17 protein-coding genes and 1 tRNA gene are annotated in these 23,074 nt (G+C 37.5%); 13 read left to right on the forward strand and 5 right to left on the reverse strand.

The window, feature by feature from the left end:
* Nucleotides 1-11 precede the first annotated feature (11 nt).
* Nucleotides 12-1,109: a Gfo/Idh/MocA family protein gene (locus LCM11_RS11990; protein ID WP_224894522.1), complete on the forward strand. Its 1,098-nt coding sequence runs from the start codon at nucleotides 12-14 to the stop codon at nucleotides 1,107-1,109.
* 19 nt (nucleotides 1,110-1,128) lie between these two features.
* Nucleotides 1,129-2,175, forward strand: coding sequence for a Gfo/Idh/MocA family protein (locus LCM11_RS11995; protein ID WP_224894523.1), 1,047 nt, complete (start codon nucleotides 1,129-1,131; stop codon nucleotides 2,173-2,175).
* A 262-nt stretch (nucleotides 2,176-2,437) separates the two neighbouring features.
* On the opposite strand, the gene LCM11_RS12000 is transcribed toward LCM11_RS11995, so the two are convergent.
* Entirely contained in the window at nucleotides 2,438-3,643 is a 1,206-nt protein-coding gene (locus LCM11_RS12000) for a M20 metallopeptidase family protein (protein ID WP_224894524.1), read from the reverse strand.
* Nucleotides 3,644-3,797: 154 nt separating this feature from the next.
* Between LCM11_RS12000 and LCM11_RS12005 the strand changes: the two genes are divergently transcribed.
* On the forward strand, nucleotides 3,798-5,222 hold the full coding sequence (locus LCM11_RS12005) for a YfcC family protein (protein ID WP_224894525.1): 1,425 nt from the start codon (nucleotides 3,798-3,800) through the stop codon (nucleotides 5,220-5,222).
* A 215-nt stretch (nucleotides 5,223-5,437) separates the two neighbouring features.
* Here the strand turns inward: LCM11_RS12005 and LCM11_RS12010 are convergent, their stop codons facing one another.
* Complete coding sequence (locus LCM11_RS12010; protein ID WP_224894526.1) at nucleotides 5,438-6,850, reverse strand: PLP-dependent aminotransferase family protein; 1,413 nt, start codon at nucleotides 6,848-6,850, stop codon at nucleotides 5,438-5,440.
* A gap of 111 nt (nucleotides 6,851-6,961) precedes the next feature.
* Between LCM11_RS12010 and gabT the strand changes: the two genes are divergently transcribed.
* From gabT to LCM11_RS12060, 10 genes are all read left to right on the forward strand, one after another.
* The gene (gabT, locus tag LCM11_RS12015) at nucleotides 6,962-8,269 is read left to right on the forward strand and encodes a 4-aminobutyrate--2-oxoglutarate transaminase (protein ID WP_224894527.1); all 1,308 of its coding nucleotides are present in this window, start codon (nucleotides 6,962-6,964) and stop codon (nucleotides 8,267-8,269) included.
* 21 nt (nucleotides 8,270-8,290) lie between these two features.
* Nucleotides 8,291-9,685: an NAD-dependent succinate-semialdehyde dehydrogenase gene (locus tag LCM11_RS12020; RefSeq protein ID WP_224894528.1), complete on the forward strand. Its 1,395-nt coding sequence runs from the start codon at nucleotides 8,291-8,293 to the stop codon at nucleotides 9,683-9,685.
* Between the two features lie 305 nt (nucleotides 9,686-9,990).
* Nucleotides 9,991-11,382 carry an APC family permease gene (locus LCM11_RS12025; protein ID WP_224894529.1) on the forward strand — a complete coding sequence of 464 codons (1,392 nt, stop codon included), beginning with the start codon at nucleotides 9,991-9,993 and terminating at the stop codon, nucleotides 11,380-11,382.
* A gap of 766 nt (nucleotides 11,383-12,148) precedes the next feature.
* The gene (locus LCM11_RS12030; RefSeq protein ID WP_224894530.1) at nucleotides 12,149-13,168 is read left to right on the forward strand and encodes a tyrosine-type recombinase/integrase; all 1,020 of its coding nucleotides are present in this window, start codon (nucleotides 12,149-12,151) and stop codon (nucleotides 13,166-13,168) included.
* A 277-nt stretch (nucleotides 13,169-13,445) separates the two neighbouring features.
* Complete coding sequence (locus tag LCM11_RS12035; protein WP_224894531.1) at nucleotides 13,446-13,643, forward strand: hypothetical protein; 198 nt, start codon at nucleotides 13,446-13,448, stop codon at nucleotides 13,641-13,643.
* A gap of 96 nt (nucleotides 13,644-13,739) precedes the next feature.
* Entirely contained in the window at nucleotides 13,740-15,422 is a 1,683-nt protein-coding gene (locus LCM11_RS12040) for a toll/interleukin-1 receptor domain-containing protein (RefSeq protein ID WP_224894532.1), read from the forward strand.
* A gap of 27 nt (nucleotides 15,423-15,449) precedes the next feature.
* Entirely contained in the window at nucleotides 15,450-16,850 is a 1,401-nt protein-coding gene (locus LCM11_RS12045; RefSeq protein WP_224894533.1) for a PIN-like domain-containing protein, read from the forward strand.
* Between the two features lie 86 nt (nucleotides 16,851-16,936).
* Nucleotides 16,937-17,698, forward strand: coding sequence for a hypothetical protein (locus tag LCM11_RS12050; protein WP_224894534.1), 762 nt, complete (start codon nucleotides 16,937-16,939; stop codon nucleotides 17,696-17,698).
* Nucleotides 17,699-17,800: 102 nt separating this feature from the next.
* Nucleotides 17,801-18,127, forward strand: a complete 327-nt coding sequence (locus tag LCM11_RS12055; RefSeq protein WP_224894535.1) for a hypothetical protein — start codon at nucleotides 17,801-17,803, stop codon at nucleotides 18,125-18,127.
* A gap of 400 nt (nucleotides 18,128-18,527) precedes the next feature.
* Nucleotides 18,528-18,601 (forward strand) — tRNA-Arg (locus LCM11_RS12060).
* 301 nt (nucleotides 18,602-18,902) lie between these two features.
* Here the strand turns inward: LCM11_RS12060 and LCM11_RS12065 are convergent.
* The 3 genes from LCM11_RS12065 to LCM11_RS12075 form a co-directional block, all read right to left on the reverse strand.
* Complete coding sequence (locus LCM11_RS12065) at nucleotides 18,903-20,591, reverse strand: KAP family NTPase (RefSeq protein ID WP_224894536.1); 1,689 nt, start codon at nucleotides 20,589-20,591, stop codon at nucleotides 18,903-18,905.
* 371 nt (nucleotides 20,592-20,962) lie between these two features.
* Entirely contained in the window at nucleotides 20,963-21,727 is a 765-nt protein-coding gene (locus tag LCM11_RS12070) for a hypothetical protein (protein ID WP_224894537.1), read from the reverse strand.
* Nucleotides 21,728-21,933: 206 nt separating this feature from the next.
* Nucleotides 21,934-22,782, reverse strand: coding sequence for a TIR domain-containing protein (locus LCM11_RS12075; RefSeq protein WP_224894538.1), 849 nt, complete (start codon nucleotides 22,780-22,782; stop codon nucleotides 21,934-21,936).
* Between the last annotated feature and the right edge of the window lie 292 nt (nucleotides 22,783-23,074).

Raw genomic sequence — 23,074 nt, forward strand, 5'->3', positions numbered from 1 at the left:
GAGAGCTATTTGTGAGAAAAGTAAAAGCAGGAGTCATAGGTTGTGGAAACATCAGTGACATTTATTTCAAAAACTTATCTTCTTTCGATACAGTTGAAATTATTGCGTGTGCTGACCTGAACAAAAAATTGGCAGAGAAAAAAGCAATTGAGCATCACATTCCTGAGGCTTTACATTTGAACGAGTTGTTTTCACACAGGGAGATTCAACTTGTTATAAATTTAACTCCCCCCAAAGTACACGCAGAGGTTTCGTTAGAAGCTTTAGAGAATGGAAAACATGTATATAGTGAAAAACCGTTAGCTGTTACAAAAGAAGAGGGAAACCGAATTATACATCGTGCTAAAGAAAAAGGCCTGCTTGTTGGGTGCGCTCCTGATACATTTCTTGGTGGTGGGATTCAGACATGCATGGAGCTAATTCAAACTGGAGAAATAGGGCGGCCAATAGCTGCTACAGCCTTTTTAATGAATTCAGGACCTGAGCGATGGCATCCTAACCCTGAGTTCTTTTATGAGAAAGGTGCTGGACCGTTATTTGATATGGGACCATACTATTTAACAGCTTTGATTCAACTGCTTGGTCCGATTAACTCTGTAGTTGGTTCAACATCTACCCATTTCACTGAACGTGTAATTCACACGGGGGAAAAGAAGGGGAAAACATTCAAAGTTAATACACCCTCCCATTTTTCAGGGAACATCGAGTTTAAATGCGGTCTTGTAGCTACAATGATCATGAGCTTTGATATAGCAGTTCCCAATGCCCCGTCACTAGAAATCTATGGAAGTGAAGGGACCATACGAGTTCCTGATCCTAATCAATTTGGAGGGCCTGTGTTAATAAAAAAGAAAGGAGAAGATGAGTGGAGAGAGATTAAATTACGCTTTCCTTACACGGTCAATAGCCGCGGGATAGGTGTATTGGATATGGTGTCCTCACTCCAGCACCAAACTCCATTTAGAGCTAATAGTGAGTTAGCTTATCACGTTCTTGAAACAATGCAAGCTTTCTTTGAATCCTCGGATTCAGGCGAAAGAAAGAAATTGGAAAGTACGTATCATCCAACACCATTATTCGCTGAAAATTCTTTGTTAAAATCCAAATGAATGAAAGGATGACCAGATGATGACGAAAATTAAAGTTGCAGTTATAGGTTGTGGGAGCATCGCCAGGAAACGGCATTTACCAGAATACAATTTAAACGCGCAAGTGGAAATTGTTGCAGTATGTGACATTGTAGAAAGCAGAGCTGTTCAAATGGCAGAGGATTATGGAGCAATCGCATTCACTGATTATAAAGAAATGCTAGAACTAAAGGAAGTAGATGCCGTTAGTGTATGTTTACCTAACTATCTGCATGCTTCTGTTACTATTACTGCTTTAAACGCTCAAAAACATGTATTATGTGAAAAGCCAATGGCTACTTCAATAGAAGAAGCGGAAGCAATGAATGAAGCAGCTGAAACTAATCAGAAAAAACTAATGATCGCGCATAATCAAAGGTTTGTATCCTCTCATCAGAAAGCAAAGCAATTGATTGACTGTGGAAGTCTAGGAAAGGTATATAGTTTTCGAACGACATTTGGACATGGTGGCCCAGAAAACTGGAGTATAGACGGGAGTACAAGCTGGTTCTTTAATAAAAAAGAAGCTTTTGTAGGAGCCATGGGAGATCTCGGGGTACATAAAGCAGACTTAATCCGTTATCTATTAGGGGAAGTTGCAGAGGTGGGAGCTTTCGTAGAGACATCGGCAAAAGAGGGTACAAGTGTTGATGATAATGCTGTCTGCATATTGAAAATGACATCAGGGATCATAGGTACTTTAACTGCTAGCTGGTCTTATGTTTCTGGAAGTGATAATTCTACTGTTATCTATTGCGAAAAGGGTGTCCTACAGTTAGAAAATGACCCTGACTACTCTCTCAAAGTAGACTACAAAAACGGAGAGAGTGTGCACCATAAGTTAGATAAAATTCAAACAAATGAAGCTCAAGGTCAGACTAACACTCATGTAATCGACCATTTTATCGAGTCTATCATTTCCGATCAGAATCCTTTAATAACAGGGTTGGAAGGCCTGAAATCTTTAGAAGTTATCCTTACTGCTTTAGAAGCTAATGAAAGGAATACGATTAGTAAGATCGGTAGTAGTACCTCTAGTGTATATTGACATAGTGTAGCAACGACTTTTTAAGGAATATTTTCTGGTTCACGTTATACTAGTGAAGATAACTCTATTGAAGTCAATCTATTTTTTAAAAAAGACTATTAACCTTCTAAATAAGGTAATAGTCTTTTATGCTTCTGGAGTAACAAAGAATAAGTAAGAGTAAAGACATGAATTTTAAACATTAAAGATACTGGGATTAGAATCCTGAACTTAACTTGGAAAGATACTCACTAGAAAATGCTAGGTAGATAATTTATAGTGTCTATTGAGTAACGGATGCTTTGTGTTTTTTATTGATCACATTGTGATTGAGAAGTGAGAGGAGCAGCACTTTACCTATTGTATTAATAGTATCTTCATCCACATCAAACTTAGGGTGGTGATGGGGGTAAACCGCATTTAACTCAGGGTTTCTGCCGCCCACAAAGAAAAACGTGCCAGGCACTTCCTTGAGGTAGTAAGCAAAATCTTCTGCGCCCATAAATGGTTCCATTCGTAAAAGTTTATATTGATCTAGATGTCGTTCTGTTAACTGCTTCAACTCTGTAGTCTGCTGCTGGTGGTTGTAAAGAGAGGTGTGACCATATTTATAATTTACTTCTGCTTTGATCCCTGTCTGCTCCTCAACACCGCGAGCTGCAGCTTTTATTTTCTTTTCAACAAGCAGTCTAATCTCTTCATCATAGGTTCTCACTGTTCCTTTTATTACTGCTGTATCAGGGATAACGTTTAGTGCTTCGCCACTATGGAATGATCCGACGGTCACCACCGCCGCCTTTAATGGGTCGACGGCTCGGCTCGCGATTTGCTGGAGGTTGACGACAAGCTGGCTAGCGGCAACGACAGGGTCAATGGCGAGGTGGGGAAGAGCACCATGACCTCCTTTTCCGTGAATTCCAATTTCAAATGTATCTGCTGCTGCCATCGTGTATCCTTCATTGAACAAAATTTCTCCTACATTATTCTCTGACCACACATGGGCTCCATAGACAGCATCAACTCCGTCAAGACATCCGTCTGCGATCATTCGTTTTGCTCCACCGGGGGCGACTTCTTCAGCAAATTGGTGAATGAAAACGACCGTGCCAGCAAGATCGTGTTTTACACTGCTTAGTACTTTTGCCACGCCAAGAAGGGCTGCTGTATGAATATCGTGTCCGCAGGCATGGGTAATGCCTTCATTTTGAGATTTGTAGGGCACCTCTTTTTCATCTTGCATAGGTAGTGCATCAAAATCCGCACGTAAAGCGACTGTTTCTCCCGGTTTTCCTCCCTTTAAATAGCCGACCACGCCGTTTCCACCAACTTCAGTCTTAACTTCTAACCCTAGCCCGGTTAGATAATCAGCAATCAATTTTGGTGTTCGTTTTTCCTCGTTGGAAAGTTCGGGGTGCATATGTAAGTCTCTTCTGATTTTCACTAATTCTGGCTGTATATCATCCAATTTCTCATAAAGGTTGTTAATCACGGAATCCCTCCATTACTTTCATTTTTTGATAAAATTTTGCAAATATTGCAATTTATTTATATACTATACAATATCTTTTTCCAAACCAAGCGTAAACACCTGGTTATAGGTTGTAAAATATGAATAAAAATTCAATTGGAGGTATATGGATTACATGAGTTTACCAGATGAAGCTTTAAACACAGAGACAGAGGTAGAGAAGAAACGAAGGTGGGAAATGCCGGATACATACGTTATTCTTTTTGCGGTATTGTTAGTAGCAGTAATCGCCACCTATTTAGTTCCATCTGGGTCGTTTGAAAGGGAAACGGTTGATGGCGTGGAGCGGGTTATTCCTGGTACATATAGTGGAGTAGATGGGAGCCCGGCCGGGTTCATGGATATTTTTCTAGCTTTACAAGAAGGTATGATCCAGTCTGCAGGGTTGATATTCCTGGTGCTTTTTGCAGGTGGAGCGTTTGAAATTGTAGAGAGATCCGGAGCTATTAAAGGCGGTATTTTAAAAGCAGTTAACAAAACGAGAGGAAAAGAGTTCTGGCTGATTGCTATTGTGTCTACATTATTTGCACTTGGGGGAGCTGTGGGGGCGGTTGCCAATTCAGTTATTCCTTTCGTTGCGATTGGTGTAATCATCGCAAGAGCCCTGAAGCTTGATGCCATTGTTGCGGTTTCCATTACATTTGGAGCAACGTTTGCAGGGTTTAATGTGGGTTTTCTCAATCCTTATACCGTAGGAATTGCTCAGTCTATTGCTGATATCCCATTGTTTTCTGGTATGATTTTGAGAATTATAGCTTTTGTAATCATTGTAGGGGTAACGATTCTATACACATGGCGCTACGCGAAAAAATTATTGAATGATCCATCAAAAAGCTTAGTCGGTGTTCTGGATGAAGCGGATGCTTCCCAAGAAGATTTAAATGCGCCGTTTACCACTCGTCACAAATGGATTCTGGGTTTTGTAGGAGCCTCACTTCTGTTCTTTATCTTTGCGACGATTCAGTTCAAATGGACAATTAATCATATGGCTGCTTTCTTTATCATTATTGGAATAGTATCTGGAGTAATTGCCGGGATGAACTACAACAAGGTTGCTCTCACATTTCTTGATGGATGTCAGAAACTTGTCTACGGTGCGCTCATCATTGGTGTCGCTCGTGCGATTTTAATAGTTATGGAGAATGCGAGTATTCTGGATACAGCGGTGAATGCCTTATCTGTTCCGCTAGAGGAACTCTCACCTGTCTTTGCTGCACTCGGAATGTTCGTAGCAAATGGTGTCTTGAATTTCCTCGTACCTTCGGGAAGCGGTCAAGCGATGATCTCGATGCCGATCTTATCACCATTAGCCGATATGGTTGGCATCACACGGCAAGTGGCTGTACAGGCCTATCAGTTTGGAGATGGATTTACAAATAGTATTTTTCCAACTTCGGGTCCGTTGATGGCGAGTTTAGCAGTAGCTGGCGTTCCGTGGATTAAGTGGGCGAAGTGGATGCTTCCTTTGTTACTGATTTGGGTAGTGATTGCGGTGGTTATGCTTTCGGTTGGTGTTTTAATTAATTGGGGGCCGGTTTAATATTGAATGTATTTTCGGCGAAGGAAATTTATTTAAATGAAATTTACAAACCTCTCAATGAATAATTGGGAGGTTCTTGTAACTAAGATTAAATTGAAACTATTAACTTCATAAAAAAACGGATACAAAAAAATTAAAAAACCCCCTCATTAGTCAAATGAAGGGGTTTTTAGGAGAGGAGTCCTCTATCATTTCCCAAAAATTCTAAGTCAGGTTTACGAGAAAATCAAAGCCAGACGCCTCACTGACTCCCGCACCTTATCATCTTCCATATTCGCAAACCCAATAACCAGTTTCTTCTTTCCTTTCTCCGTCATCTCATAATCCTGTAAGAAAAAACGGCGAATCGTATATAAGATAATTTTATTATCTTTGGCACGCTCTTCAATTTCCCCATAGGAAAGAGACGTTTCAATATCCACTAAAAAATGAAGGCCGGCAGGAATGTTGTGAATCGTTATCCTGTCTTTAAACGTTTGGCGCAGCTCACGTATAAGTGCAGCCCTTTTCGCTTTGTAGTAGGCATTCATCCGCTTCACGTGCCTTCCGTATTCCCCTTCATCAATGAAATACTTCAGGGTCCAAAGGTTGAGTCCTGAAGGGCCGTCGATCCAATCACCAAAAGCATTTCGGTAGCGTTTCAGCAAATTGGGAGGAAGTACCATATAGCTGATCCGCAGGCTCGGCAGCAGGGTTTTCGAAAAGGTTCCGGTGTAAATGACCTGCTGGTTCTGGTCGAGGCTTTGCAGGGAAGGGATATGATCGGTTCCATACTTATATTCACTGTCATAGTCGTCTTCCACAATGTAACGAACAGGAGATTCGGCTGCCCAGTTGAGGAGCTCTATTCTTCTATTAATCGGCATAATTGTGCCGGTGGGAAACTGATGGGAAGGGGTTACAAACACCCATTGAGGATCGCTTTCCCGAAGAGCCTGAATCGAAATACCCTGTTGGTCCAACGGCACTGGGCTTACCGGGAACCCCATGTTTTTCAGGAGATGATAAAAGCGCTGATATCCCGGGTTTTCGACAGCCACTTGAGTATCTTTTGTTTGTAAGGACATGAGTTTATGAATGAGCGGCTGGGTTCCGGACCCGATGACAATTTGTTCGGGCCGGCAGCGCACGCCTCTGGTGAGAGCAATCATCGTTGCGATCGATTCGCGGAGTTCATAAGGTCCCTGGGGGTGTGGTAAGAGAGCAAGCTGAGTGCGATGGTGTTCCATGACTTTCTGTTGGTACTTTCTCCATTTCTTAAATGGAAAGTGCTCCGCATCCGTCGCGATATGAGAAAACGTCACCTCGGGCTGAAATTCATCTTTAATATCGTTCTCTTTCAATTCCTCTGGGAACGGAACGTCTTCTTCGTTTCTCTTAATATAACTTGTAATATCTTCTACAAAATACCCTTTTCGCTCTGCACTGTATATATAGCCTTCCGCCAGTAATTGTTCATAGGCGTGGGCTACGGAATTGAGGCTGACCTCCAGATCCTGCGCCAGTTTCCGTTTCGATGGAAGCTTCTTTTTACTGAGCTGGTCGTCGAGGATCAAATCTCTTAAGTGCGTATAAATCTGTTTGTAAATGGTCGGTTGTTCGGCTCCTTTTTCAATATGGAAAAACACAGCTAGCTCCTCCTACGATGTATCTGGTCCCATTATTATTTAAAATCTGGTACTTTTAATTGTACCAGAAAATTGTCATAATAATCTATAAAATTCAGGGAGGGATCACCAGTGACCAGTAAAACAGTGAACAAAGACGAGTTGCAGCGAAAAAGAAAGAAATACATACCAAAAGGAATAGGGAATGGGAACACCAATATAGCCGACTATGCAAGAGGCGCAAGAGTATTCGATAATGAAGGGCGTGAATGGATTGATTTTGCCGGAGCGATCGGTACGCTTAATGTAGGGCACACCCATCCAAAAGTAACGGAAGCCGTCAAAAAGCAGGCGGACCGCTATCTTCATCCGGGCTTTAACGTCATTATGTATGACAGCTATATCAATCTGGCGGAAAAGTTATGCACGATTACGCCTGGATCGTTCGATAAAATGGCGATGCTGTTTAATTCCGGAGCTGAAGCTGTAGAAAATGCGGTTAAAGTAGCCAGAAAATATACCAATCGCCAGGCTGTTGTTTCCTTTGAACGCGCATTCCACGGACGTACGAATCTAACGATGGGCATGACCAGCAAGGTGAAGCCGTATAAATACAATTTCGGTCCTTATACGCCGGAGATTTACCAGGCTCCATATCCATATATGGCCAATAAACCTGAACAGATGACGGATGAAGAGTATATTGATTACAGTATCATGCGCTTTAAGGAGTATTTCGTCACTGCGGTCGCACCGGAAACGGTAGCTTGTGTCGTGATGGAGCCGGTCCAGGGTGAAGGCGGTTTCATTATTCCTCCGAAGCGCTTTGTGCAGGAAGTAAGAGACTTCTGCAGCGAGCACGGCATTGTTTTTGTGGCTGATGAAATCCAGACAGGTTTCGGCCGGACAGGACGTTTATTCGCAAGTGAACATTTCGATATTGAGCCGGATGTGATGACGCTGTCGAAATCCCTTGCAGCGGGCATGCCGCTAAGTGCGGTGGTAGGGAAAGCTGAAATTATGGATGCATCTTCTCCAGGGGAGCTAGGCGGAACGTATGCCGGGAACCCGGTCGCCTGTGAAGCGGCTCTAGCTGTCATTGAGGTTATGGAAGAAGAAAATTTAAGCGATAAAGCTGAACAAATTGGTGCTACACTGGAAGATAAATTAGTAGAGTTGAAAGCACGTTACGATTATCTTGGCGATATCCGCAGACTTGGCGCGATGGTCGCGGTGGAAATTATTGATTCAGAAGGGAACCCGGACAAAGCCAAGACAGGAGCAATCACGTCCTATGCGAACAATAATGGACTGCTTCTGCTTTCCGCTGGGGTAAAAGGAAATGTCGTTCGTTTTCTGACACCACTTGTGATCACGGATGAGGAATTGAATGAAGGAATGAGGATTTTAGAACAGGCTTTTGACGAAGCAGCAGACTAATCGAAGAGAGGAAGAGGTTTTATGGGGAATACAATCCAAGTGAAAAACCCGGCTACTGGGGATATTTTGAAAGAAGTAGATGTGACCTCAGCTGCAGATATTGAAGCAGCCTTAAAAGAGGGAGATGAGGCATTCAAATCGTGGTCAAAGGTGAATGCCCATGAACGGTCTAATTTACTTAAAAAATGGTCGGCCAAAATTAAAGAAGAAACGGAACAGCTGGCGGAAGTCATGACGCTTGAAAGTGGAAAGCCGCTCAAAGAATCACGGGGAGAAGTCGCCTATGCGGCAAGCTACATCGATTGGTATGCGGAAGAAGCGAAGCGAATCTACGGCCGAACGATTCCTTCTCACTCAGATTCTAAACGCATTGTTGTAACCAAAGAGCCGGTCGGGCTTGTGGCAGCCATCACGCCGTGGAACTTCCCGGCTGCGATGATGACAAGAAAGGCTGCTCCTGCGTTAGCTGCAGGCTGCACATTCGTGGTGAAACCTGCTGAAGAAACGCCGCTTACAACGATTAGACTTGTCCAATTAGCCCATGAAGTCGGGATTCCCAAAAATGTGGTCCAATACGTGAATGGACACGGGGCAGATGTCGGTCCGATTTTCACAGATAGTCCACTCGTCCGTAAAATCACCTTTACCGGTTCTACGCCAGTAGGCAAATTGTTAATGAAAAACAGTGCTGCAACGATGAAGCACGTATCCATGGAACTCGGAGGACATGCTCCGCTTATCGTGGCAAAAGATGCCGATATCGATTTCGCTGTCGAACAGACGCTTGCTTCGAAGTTCCGGAACGCCGGACAAACGTGTATCTGCGCCAATCGCGTGCTCGTCCATGAGTCCATCTCTGATGAATTTTCAGAGAAACTTACGGCACGCGTCAAAGAGCTGAAGGTTGGAAATGGTCTTCATGAAGAAACGGATGTTGGGCCGGTTATTAACGCGGGTGGTTATGAAAAGATCCATGAGCAGATTGAAGATGCCGTGGATAAGGGTGCGAAAGTACTCTACGGTCATCAATATGATAAAGATGATGAAAAAGGCTATTATTTTGTTCATCCTACTGTACTCGAAAACGTCGGGGAAGGCATGGACATTATGCAGGAGGAAACGTTTGGCCCAGTCATTCCACTGACAACTTTCCGTGAGAATGAAGAAGCGGTGGAGATTGCCAACAATACACCTTTCGGGCTCGCTGCTTACTTTTTCACGAATGATTACCGAACCGGTATCTACTACCAGGAGCATCTGAAGTTCGGGATCCTCGGCTGGAACGATGGAGCGCCGTCTGCTGCTCATGCACCGTTCGGTGGTATGAAAGAGAGCGGTATTGGACGTGAAGGTGGTCCTGAGGGGATCGAACCTTACATTGAAACGAAGTATCTGTCCATTGGCGGCATTGAATAACTTATTAAGTCGTGAAAATATATCGAAGTAATTGAACGCTTAAATACTCATTGGGTGATGTGGCAAGTGCGTTTCTACTAGTGCTTGTCCACTCCCTAGAGGTACTAGAATGTTATAAATCTATTTGCAATAAAACCTCTATATTTTTAGCTATAATTTACTGAATTTTGAAACAAACAAAACAATACAATACATAGCTTTCACTAATCGTCTTAATTTATGAGTTATACAATAAGAGATTTGAATGTAACGATCAGAAAAAATTATGTTTTTTATGAAAGCCCAAACCAAGGAGGACCTTTTCCATGAAAGAACAAAAGTTAAAGAAAGTCCTGTCAAACTTTGATTTATTATTCCTGGCCCTCGGAGCAATGCTTGGATGGGGATGGGTGGTGCTCTCAGGTACATGGATTACGGAAGCAGGCTCAATGGGAGCGGTTATCGCTTTTGTTATTGGTGGATTTCTTGTCATCTGCGTGGGGTTAAACTATGCAGAACTCGCTTCAGCGATGCCCAAAGTTGGAGGGGAGCATGAATATGTTCATAAAGCTTTAGGAGCCAAGTGCTCGTTTGTAGCCTCCTGGGCAATCACTTTGGGGTATGTATCCGTAGCTACTTTTGAAGCGGTCGCTCTCCCGACTGTCATTGACTACTTACTGCCTGATTATCAAGCTGGTTATCTGTGGACCATTGCCGGCTGGGATGTTCACTTAAATTGGGTGTTGATTGGTTCAGTTGGTGCCTTAATTATTACGTTCATTAATTATATCGGCTTAAAGCAGGCAGCCGTTCTGCAAACGGTATTTACTTTAATGATTATTGCCGTAGGACTCATATTAATTTTTGGCTCTGCCTTCCTTGGAGACCCAGGGAATCTGTCTCCATTCTTTGTTGGAGGTGCAAGCGGCATCATGACCGTCTTAGTCATGGTCCCCTTCTTATTTGTCGGATTTGATGTCATTCCGCAGGTAGCGGAAGAAGCCAATCTGCCTCGCAGGAAAATCGGTACATTATTGATTGTATCTGTAACCAGTGCTGTTGTATTCTATCTTGCCATTGCTTTAGGGGTGGGATTAGGATTAAACCCTGCTCAGCTTGGAAATGCACAGCTTGCTTCTGCGGATGCGATGGGTGCGCTATTTAATTCAAATACCTTTGCGCAAATTCTGATCCTTGGCGGTGTAGCTGGGATTATTACAAGCTGGAACTCTTTCATTATTGGAGGGAGCCGCGTCCTCTATGCGATGGCGAAATCCGGAATGCTGCCTGCATGGTTCGGTCGCCTGCATCCTAAATACCAGACACCTTCGAATTCGATATTATTTATCGGTATCCTATCTATGCTAGCACCGCTATTAGGACGGTCCGCACTCGTATGGATTGTAGATGCTGGCGGCTTAGGAATAGTCGTGGCCTATTTCTTTGTGGCCTTGTCTTTTATTGTATTAAGGAAAAAGAAACCCGAGATGGAACGGCCTTTCCGCGCAGCCAAATCACCTATCTTTGGTTACTTAGCTCTAGTATTAAGTTTAGGGTTCATTGTTTTGTATTTCCCTGGTATGCCAGCAAGCCTGATCTGGCCGTATGAGTGGATTATGGTAGCAGGGTGGACTTTACTTGGTGCTTATTTCTTCATTCAGATGTTGCGTGGAACGTATCAGAAGAAAATGAGTACTTCTGAGGAAAAGGCTTTATAGAAATAGAAAGGTTGCTTTTATGCAACCTCGATCCTAAATTAGAAATGTAAACTAAATTCAGAAGAATACAATAAGATATATAGCTCCCTCATTTGCTTCAGATAATAATGAGGGAGTTATATTTATGTTAAGGAAAAGCAGCTATTTCTAATCTTTACTCTAATATTTCTAGAGTGCTGAGTTGTAGATTGGTCAGTCCCTGATTCTATGGTTACCAGGTCGATTACCTAAGAACGGGTTTTGTCCTATCCATTACTTTAATACATTAATGTAATGGTGGTCAGACCCCAAAACTCGGCTACATGTAATGGGTCAAGTGGCGGGGATATGCATGCACCGAATGAGTATATTGAACTTGAGAGTTTGAAGGAAGTGATGTGTACGATTGCTGATTTTGTTTTGCGGTAGTGTGGAGAGAAGTAAGATGGTAGGAATGCAAATGAATATTATTCACTAAGTATTATTATCAACGCTCTTCGATATATGAGGCTGGTTAAAATATAAGAGAAGAGCATACTAAAAAGTCACACATATTATCTGGTTAAAACATATTTAGAGCAACAGTCTTCTTCTAAGCTGTGGATCGGGTGTTCGAATCTCTCCTGGGACGCTAACAACTAACAGTCTAACCCTTGATATGCAAGGGGTTTGGACAGATTAGGGATGCTAACGCAGATTAGAACTCTGTGTGGCATCCCTTTTTTTATCCCTACAATATTCCTGTATAGTTCTATTACCTCCATTTAATTTAACTGGAGGAGATAGCATGACTAAGAAAAAAGGCATCTTTGAGGTAAATGAAGATATTACCCTTTTCAATCAAGATAAAGGTACTGGTACTCAGGATCAACTATTAGGTGGATCAGCAACTAAGAAAGATTCTGTAACAAGCAATAATAGTGGCAGAGACTTAGATGGTGTAATGGATGTAATAATTCAGCAAATGAGGGTAAGTGGATACAGAGAAAGGACAATAGCTGATTATATAAGGTATATGACTTTGTTTAAGAAGATTACAAAGGTTCAATACCTAGAAGATATTAATACAGATACCATCTACTTTTGGCTTGATTCTATGGATGTCTCTAATCAGACAAAGCTGACAAGGTTGAAGTGTTTAAAGGCAATTCTAGGTAAGTGCTTTAATAATGGATGGTTTACCTCTAACTTTTGGCATGGTATTAATGTCAAAGTAGATAAGAAGGTTAAAAAGGGTGCTAAGAAAGATGATGTTAAGGTTTTATTGTCACTGCTAGACCTAAATACCTTTATTGGGTTAAGAGATGCTGTGGCAGTACTGACAATCTATAAAACAGGTGTAAGAATTAATACATTAGGACAACTAGAAGAAAGTCACATTGACTTTGAGAATAAGTTACTTAGCATGGATGGGGAGATATTAAAAAACCATAAGATTCTTAAATTACCTCTAGATGATGAATTGTTAGACCTATTAGGTATTCTGGTTAAACAAAATAACAAAATCAGGTCTCACTATGGTGAGAAAAATTCTAATTTATTCATTAGCTGTAAAGGGACATCCTTAAAAACAAAGTCAACAAACAATGCCATCTCAAAGCAATTAAGTAAATATGCAAAGAGATATAATCTACAGAATATTAACCCTCACGCTCTTAGAAGGGGTTATGCAAAAAGCTTAATGGACAAAGGAGCAAACCTTGCTTTAATATCAAAAGCTCTTGGACATTCAAACTTAGCAGTTACTACTCAATACTTGGATATAGAGGTTGAGGAAGTTGCTGATAATTTGAGAGAATTTTTATAAGATTTCACCTCCTACTAGCTGATGGTAGGGGGTTTTTTAGTTACTCTACCTGGAGGATGTTCAAGAAAACATTAAAGAAGATGAAAGTAATCTTGTAGATGAGAAAAATGTATTAACTTACAATCTAAAGAGAATAAGAGCAAAAAGGTTCAGCAAGGTTAAATAGCTTAAATTTTTACTGAGGAAGATGCCCAGAAACAGATAAAGCAGTTTAAAGTAGTTTAAAGCACAGAGAGGGCATACTGAGGCACAGTTAGAAAGATTGATAGTAGGACTAATGATTGAGAAGGTAAAAGAGCTAAAGACTGTCTTAAACAGGTTAAAGAGCTTGTTAAAAGGTGAATCTGACTTAGAAACAAAAGAAATGAATCAATTGCTGACATCTGTAATTGACAAGATTGAGTATAAAAGAGTTGGAGATTACAAGGCAGAGATTGAGATGAAAATCCACTATAAAAGACAGGCAGAGGAGTAGTAAAAAAAGAAGGCAAAAATGTCTCCTTTTTAAATTGTTTGTATAATATTGTATACTTGTAGTTAATATTCCTTAGTTAGGAAGGAGATAGAAATTTTGGAATTAGAGGACATTAGAGCCACATTAAAAGAATTAGAAAGAGATACATATGATAATATTAGCCATTCAATTACTAAAGCTCTAAGAATTGCTCAATCAAGGTTGGATATTGAGGAACTTCTTATGTTGAGACTTGTAAAAGAAAAGGTAGGCAAAGAAAAAAATAAGCTTGTATTTGAGCAAGTAAAAAAGTTGGCAGTTAGAAAAGGATTTTCAGAAGATGAGTTTAAGGAGCTGTATTCAAAAGCAATAGATAAATTGAGAGAATTAAGAAGTTGTGATTGGTATGATGAACAGGAAGGTAAGTTACTTAAAGGAAGGCTAGTTATTTTGCCTCTTAGTGAATTAATAGTTGACTTGAAACATCATGAATCTTTACTAGAAGGAAATAGTATACCTGATGGATTGGCTCCATTGGATGCTTATGTTGAGAATCAAAACAGAAAAAAGATGGATAATGCGTTATACAATCACATCATAAATTACAAATTAATACTTAATAGAGTAAAAGATTACTTAGTAGATTACCTAGTAAAAGTTGAAAGTGAAATGATGCTAGATAAGGAGAATGAGGGTTTGGATACCAAGCATAAATTACAGTTATTGATAGAAGAAGGGTTTGAAGTTAAAGAAAAATGTTTTAACCCTGACACAGAAAGTGGGCTTTATGACCATATTTATGGTAGTGAGTATGTTGCATGGATACAAAGTGCAAAGATGTTTCTAAAAAATAATGTTGAGGATAGGGAAGTCTATAATGATTTTCTAAAGGTTGCAGAACATGCAAATGGAAATGGAGTAGACCATTTTGATAACATGATAGGTATTTTACAATCTTTATTAAGTTATGATTTTTCAAAAGCTGAAAGTAAAGAGACAAGCATAAGTAAAATATTTATAAGCCATTCATCAAAAGACCTTGATTATGTTAGACCTCTAGTGGATTTATTAAATGACATTGGTATTAAAAAGAGTGATAAGCACATCTTCTGTAGCTCTTTGGCAGGTTATGACATACCATACAACCAAAATATTTATGAATTTTTGAAAGATGAATTGAACAGGGAAAATGTAATGGTTCTTTTTGTTTTATCAGATAACTATTATTCAAGTGCTCCATGTTTAAATGAAATGGGAGCAGCTTGGATAACATCTAAGGAATCTGGTTTTATTCTTACTCCAAACTTTGACTTTAGCAAGGTAGATGGAGCAATTGATTCTACAAAAATCAGCTTAAAAATGGATGATGTTAAAGGGTTAGATAAATTTAAAGACAGTATAGTTGAAACTTTTGAATTAGAAGATGTTGGCTACAAAATATGGCAAGAAGATAGGGATAAGTTTGTTAAGCAGATTCATGATAAAGCAACTGTAGAGGGCAAAGAAATGGTTGCAAAAGTTCTGGTGGAGAAAGTGAAAAAACTTAGTCAAGATAAGTTAGAGATACAGCTAAGATTTATAAACTCAACAGATAGAGATCTTGAATTTAAATATATAGATATTGATTTATTTGATGAGAAAGGAACCAAGATATCTCTTAATGCTGATGAGTATTTGGATGATTTCTGGCTTTATAGTCATGAAAATAAAATTGTAAAATGGACATTTAAAAATGAAGAAAATTACAATCCAAGAAGAGCAAAAAGTGAGGATTCAAATGTGGTGTATGAAATACAATAGACAAACACAACTGTAGGGGGATATTAAGTGTTAGACAATTTTAAAGGCTTTATTGGTTATGATGAGTCAGAGTTTAAGGACTTATGGGATAATGCTTTAGTTGTGGTAGATACCAATATATTAATCTATTTTTATAAGTTTTCATCTAAGCAATCTACAAGTTTATTTAATATTTTAAAAAAGCTAAAAGAGGAAGATAGACTTTGGATACCACATCAAGTAGCATTAGAATACTTTCATAATTATGAAAATAATATGTATAAACAAAAAGAAGGTTATAACACTTTAAGGGATGAGTTATTAAATCTTAAGGTGGAGGCAAATAAGGTATTTTCTTCTGTAAATAGTACTTATCCTTTCATAAAGACCGAAAAATTTGAATTTATAGTTGATACAATTGCAAATTCAAATGAGGAAATTGAGAAAATGATAAATAAAGAAATTGAGGAGCTTCCTAATGCTGAGAAAATAAAGCAGGATGTTCTTAATTTAATGGAGGGAATTGTAGGAGATCCATATACACAAAAGACAATTGATAACATACAAAAAGAGGGGGATAGAAGGTACAAGAATATAGTGCCTCCAGGCTGGAAAGATGGCAAAGACAACAGTAAAGATAATGTCAGGACTTTTGGTAGTATAATGTATAACCAAAAATATGGAGATTTAATTCTTTGGAATCAGGTGATTGATAAAGCAAAGGAAGGGGAGAGTCCAACCCAAATTATATTTCTTACAGAAGAAAAGAAAGAAGATTGGTGGAGGAAGGATAAAGGAATCAGGACACCACAACCTAATTTAATTAATGAGTTTAAAGAAAAGACTGGTCAAAAGTTTTATATGTATAGGATAGATGGTTTTATTAAGTATGCTAGTGAGCATCTTGGGGATAGTGTGACAGAACAAGATGTCAAGGACTTTACTAAAGAACTAGAGTCTATAAGGAAGTCAGATGAGGTTCTTGAAAACAATAAATTGATAAAATCTTGGAGTCAAGCAAATGAAAATCTAGATAAACCTTTTAGAAAAATTAATAGTATATTAGATTATGTGAATAAGAGTAAATTAAAAGAAGAAAATATAAATATAAAGAAATTAATGGACTATTTATTGGAGGAAGAAAAAGAGACATTTATAAATGGTGTAAATCATTCTTTTATGGTGGATAATAGGGAATTATCTAGTCAACTATACAATGATGCAGTAGCATGGGCTTTAGAAATTACTTCTCCAAGGTTAATGAATAAAGCAATTGATTTAATATCTACAATTGGTACTTGGGACTATAATAAAGCAAATGATTATAGAGAGAAACTTTATGATGAAATGCCAGAGGAAACTATACCTAAGGGTATAATACTTTTAGAATTTGTTGAAAAACTTGAAAGTGAAATTAGAGAAAATGAGGATGATGGGTTACCTTTTTAGGTTTTTTATGATTTGAGGGTGGAGCTTTATGGCTTTACCCTTTTATTGTAAGAATAAGATATGACAAGAAAGGGGAGGATCTAATAATGTTGAACAAGAATGATTTTGCTATGTACTTGGAGGCTCAGGCTAAATTAAAGCCTTATTCCATTGGTAGATATGCAGGAGCAATAGACACTATATCATCAGAGTTAGAAGATTATGGATTGCAAGGTAAGAATTTATATAATCTTTATGATTCTGCATTTATAGATATAATTCTTTCTAATCCAGAATTTATTAAGAAAAATAATAAAGGGAATAGAATGTATAGTACAGCTTTAAAGCATTTTAAAAGATACATAGAGCAATACAACAGTAAAGACTTACAAGCAGAATTACTAAAAGAAGAATTAGACTTTGAGCAATATTTACATAAGAAACCTGATAAAGACAATATAAGAAACATTGTAGACAAGCCTAATGATAAGCCAACACATAAAGCAGTTAGCAATAGGAAAGTGTGGTATAGAAACCCTAGATATGCAAGTGAGGCTGTGGCAGATGCTAATTATTTATGTGAGGTTAATTCTGGACATCAACACTTTGTCTCAAAGTTTAATCAAAGGAATTATGTAGAGGCTCATCATTTAATACCAATAGCATTTCAAGATCATTTTGATTGTAGCTTAGACATTCATGCTAATATAGTTTCATTGTGTTTAATCTGTCATAAGAAACTACATTATGGGCTGTTTGAGGAAAAGAAAGAAGTACTAGAAAGGCTTTTCCTTAGCAGAAATGACAGGCTTAGGGCTAGTGGAATTAACATTAGTCTAGATGAGCTGTACCGCTATTATAAAAATTGAATTCTTCAAATAGAGGTGCTTTCATTATTTTTATCTGTTGCACTTTTCAGCTAGTAATAATTGGTATAGAATGAATTATATGAAAATAAGGGAGGTTAAGCTATGCCAGAAAATAGAAAGTTTAATCCAGATGGCTTTAAGTACTACATAACTTGTAAAAATAAAAATGGTCAAAAGTATTATAGCTATGATAAGGCTCCAACTTGGGAATACCCTGATGGGAGAATAGAAGATACTACAAATTACTCAGAAATCATTAATAAATTTAAAGATGATGTTGAAAATGCCATGGAATCAAACGCAGAAGTAACTATGCAAACAGGACCACAGGCTGAAATAGTGAATGTTGATCCAAATGAATTAGACCTCTCAACAGTAGTTATAGAAAACTACAAATCTAATAGAAGATTTGAATACTTTGAAAATTAAGATCAGCCTTTTATAAAGGGGAGTAGAGTAATACCTTTACTCCTTTATATTTGTGATAAAAAAGCTGTGAAAAACACTTTAAAGATATTTTATTGTAGGAGGTTATTGCACCATTCCTCTGACCCTCATAAAAATGGAATGTATATATTTTAAGCATAACATGCAAAATATTTTACCCCCTAGCCCCCCGATGTATCCCCCATCAAGCATTTATGCCAATAAAAAAAGCTCCCTAAATAGAGAGCCTTATCAGTTATATCCCTATTGACATTGTAGAGGTTACTTTGTTTGCCTCATCTTGAGTAATCCCTACTATTATATAGTGTAGATAAAAGGATAAAAATTAATCTGTGTTAATCCCTTGATATGCCAGTTGTTTGGCTGATTAGGGAAAGCATTAGTCCCAGTAGCTCAGCAGGATAGAGCAACAGCCTTCTAAGCCGTAGGTCGGGAGTTCGAATCTCTCCTAGGACACTAACTAAAAAACGCTGAATTCCTTGCTAGATAAGGGATTCAGCGTTTTTTTGGGTTCTCTTTTAGCTGTTTTGTCACTTTCACCCCATTTGGGCAGAATTTAAATTAAACAAATCTTGTAATATAATTTCTAGGCTTTTTAATATAAATATTATCCATAAATGGACAATAATGGTATAATTGCTATTTAAACACAAAAGAGTACGTTACTATGAAAGTAAAAAGTTTAAAAATAAGACTTGTTTCCTAAAAAGTAGATGATTAGGCATTAAAGTTAGCTGAAAAGTAATTTCGTTAAAACTTACATTTTTTCCTTAAGTAGTTTAATTCTATGGCGCTGCATTTTATCATTACTGCTTGTAAGTTCTTTATCTAAATAATTATTAAATCGATCAAAAAAATGGTCTTTCTCGCCAAGATTTCTACTGATATCTCTGACTAAGCTAAGAAGTCTAATACACCAATACCAAACATCATCTGTTATCTTACCATTTAGTTTTGGTAAGAGGAAATGGTGTTCTTCTATTAGTTCTTTATACTCGAAAATTTCATTCTCAGTTTTTATCGACTCCTCAAAATCCTTTAATAACTCATGTTCATGGAATTGGTTGTTTGAATAACTTGATAAGATCATATTAAATAATATAGTAAGATATTCTTTGGTTATTATTTTGTTAATTTCTTTTATTAATTCTTTTGCTCTATTACTTTCCGGGAGAACATCTATTTCATGAATTTTGTGGTGATAAATGCTTTTTTTAATATCTATTCCGTTTGATATAACTTTTTCTAGGAATTGAATGATCTCCGCGTTATCAATACCTAAATCTATGGATAATGCTTCAGACCAAGTCAGCGCTGTGTTTAATTCGGTGAAAACAGCTATAAGATTTTCATTTCCACTTAATGTTTTAAAGGAATTAGCAGTGGAAGAGAGCATTTCTGAAATTTCTTCTTCTGAGGAAAAAAAGTTATGACTTTTTTCTTTAAAATTATTAATTATAAAAACTTTCTCTAATATATCCTCCGTTGAATAAACACCAACTTCATACCATCTCATCAAGTCAACGAGTATGTTTCTACTCATACTGTTTCTAAGGGAGTTTTTAAGTATATGAGTAGTTATGTATCCTAAGCCTCCGCTTTTCCCACTGGAGATATAATATTTTTTATCCTCTTCCTTTTCTATCAATTTGAATTCCCTATTATCTTCAACATTGAAATAAACGATTCCAAAACATATCTTTATTAAGTCTTCTCTTTGAAACTTTTCAGAGTAAACATCTGCAGTAAGGACGATCTCTACTTCCTCTAGAAACATACGAGTTTTTTTAAAGGTCCTTAAATTCTGGAATTCAAGCTGTTCTGAAACTTTACTAATTGCTTGCCATTCTTCTTTACCCATTATTTCCATTGGAGCTAGATCAGAAAATTCATCTATATATACGGTTCTATCAATGGCTTTTTCTTTATATTCTTGATATGCAGATAGGGTTGTTAGTTTTTCGGTACATGCAATAAGTACTACCTTAATATTATTTACCATTGAGAGACTATCAAGAAGCCCGAATACTTCCTTAATATCAAGTGAATCATGCTTCCTTTCCAAGTCATCAAAAAAAATAATGTATGAATCTTTACTATCTAGTTCTTTGTTAACTACCTTGTGTAAATCTTCAATAACGGGTATTGACACGCCAACACCAACTACAGAAATATCTATATTTCCTAAGCTACCTTTTAACTTTCTAAAGTGTTTTTTTACATTACCCTGTGGTGAATTTTCTATTATCCGATAATAAATCTCTTTGAGAATACTTTCAATTTCTTTCTTTCCAAATAAAGAGACATAGCAAGTATTTGAAGTATTGGTGATATAATCTTTTACATTTTTGGTTTTACCAATTCCCCAAGGACCGTCTATTAATAGTTTTTTATAATCAGATTTTTTTAATGTTTCAAGGGCATCTACAATTTCATTGGCTTTCATTTATATCCCCCCCCATTTTTGTTTAAAAAAGCACGCCCATAGGACGTGCCTTTATGTTACTCCGTGAGCTTAATGTTTATATATGAATTAAAGATTCTTTGTATTTTTCATTTTATTGTGAAATATCACAATAAATTTCATCCGTATCCCTGTTCAAGTCATGGATCGGACTTATGCCCACCAGCTACTTCGAAAAGCGCTTGTGCTGCTGCGTGATTTCTGTTGAAATCAACACAGTCACGCTCAGAGCCCAAAGGAACTAACATCAGATCAGTGTTTGAGAATTCTTTCTTCTAGATTAAAATTTTTTATTGGAGATTAGCTTCCGTTATTTTTTCTTAGTGACTAGCAAATATCTATCGTTGTGCAAATTATTTTTTCTCAAAATCACTTCTCATTTTCTCAGCTATTTCAATTAGCTTCTTTCCCTCTTCAATATTGTTACCAATCGTGTGCTGACCTGAAATTACTCTTTCTAATTCAAGCAGGATCTTTTGTTCGAAAATTGTTATGAAATCCTGTATATAAACTATTTCAATATTTTTTTCATCTATATCCATAATTTTCATTACGATTTTTTTGATTTGGTTATCATTGTTCCAAGATTTGATTGAGGACTCTCTTTCTTGCTTTAAGTACAAGAATATTAATCTTCCTGTAAAAGTAATATAAGACTTATATAGTCCCCATATATACTCACCTAAATATGGTCTGCAGGCTTCAATTTCAATTGTATTTAATACAGTGTTAGTAGATTCATCTGTTAGAGTATCCAGTCCCAGGCTTTTATCGTGTTTTTTGGCTACTTCATTGTATTCATCTGGCAAAAAAATAGTATAAAATAGAATTAGCGGACTAGAGTAATCTCTTATTTCAAGTACACTACTCCAAAGTTTATCTACTGAATCTAATCTTTTCTCATGAGATATACTTACTCCGGTGTTTAGGTTGCCTAATGAGGATTTAATTATTTCGATAGCTTTATCATCATAAGATTTATCTTTTGCTATTCCCTTTTCAGCAGTATGCTTCCATCTAATCTTAAGAAAATTATTTAAAGGTTTGCTTATCCAATTCAATATACCTATAACAACTGCACCTATCGCTCCAGCACTAACTAGTTCTCCAAATCCCATTCATATCCCCACTTCTTAAACATTTATATAATTGAATATTGTGTTTTAAGTGATAAACAAAAAATTTGAAATAAACACGTCAATTGACGTGTTTATTTTTTATCCATTTCTTTTAGACTTGTAGATTGAGTAATGAAAGCAACTTACTTTCCAATTCCTTATTTTGCTATGGTTTTCTAGATTTCCAACATTTTTTTGCACCTTATTTACAGAGAAGGATTTAAGCCTGCTTGTTTCATTTCTCGTAATATAGGATATCCAATGTCCTCAACTGAGTGTTCGACTTTTTTGTAGATTAGCCCATTTATATCCGAGGGGAGTTGTACGTCTGATTTGTACAGCGCGCAAACTTTTTGTCTTCCTAATCTTCCAATAAAGTATACTAGTTCAAAAATCACGTTTTGTCTGGCGCGGTAGTTATACTTACGCTCATGATCTGATTTTTGAAGTTCATTAGCATGCATCCCAACATCATCAGGAGTAAGCAGTACGAAAGCAAAATCAACCTCAGAGTGTTGTTCAAATTTTTCAAGAATCGTTAGCCCTTGATCAGCCTCCCTATGAAGTACTACAGGTTTTATATTGGATCTATGTAGGAATATTTCCAGCTCATTTTTAAGTTGTTCATCATGCCCATGAACTATAAAAGCTTTGTTTTTAACTTCACCTCCATGCTTATCTTCGGGAACTCCTGTATGCTCATGTTCTCTACTTATAGAACCTGGGACGAAATCAATTACTTCATCTGTAATATCTTGGACGTGTTCTGCGGCACGCCATTCATAAGAAGGGGCATTTACCCTTAATACCCTTGAGGCTTGGTCTCTAGCTCTTAGCTCCTGAATTTTTTTCTCGAATTCTTCTTTACTATCTGTTTTACTTACTTGAAATCGTTCTACTCTATCTCCAGATATTGTTCTTCCGTTAACAATTATGGGGTCACCATGTTTGTAGGGTTTAATAAACCTTTCGTATAATTCATCTTCGTTAATATTATATTTATCTTCGCCATTTCTTTGTCCTTTAACTGAAATACGTACATGATATAAACTCATATAGAATCCCCCGAAAAGTAATAAATTATTGTAGTAACACCGATAAAATCGTCAATATAATCATTAATTCATATAAATAGAGCACCTCTACAGAGATGTTTATTTGTTGTCCAACTCTTTAGATTTTTGTACCAAATACTGAAAGTAGCTCTTCAATTCCCGGATCTGCTCAGGACTCATTGACTTCCACTTTTCGATATCGAAGAAGGACATTTAGTCAATTTCGTATTTATCAAGGAGTCGGTTTATTTCTTCTATTGAATCCTACTCTTCATTGCCAGTCTTTTAACAG

It is taken from the genome of Halobacillus halophilus (genome assembly GCF_020171985.1).
Lineage (GTDB): Bacteria > Bacillota > Bacilli > Bacillales > Halobacillaceae > Halobacillus > Halobacillus halophilus_A.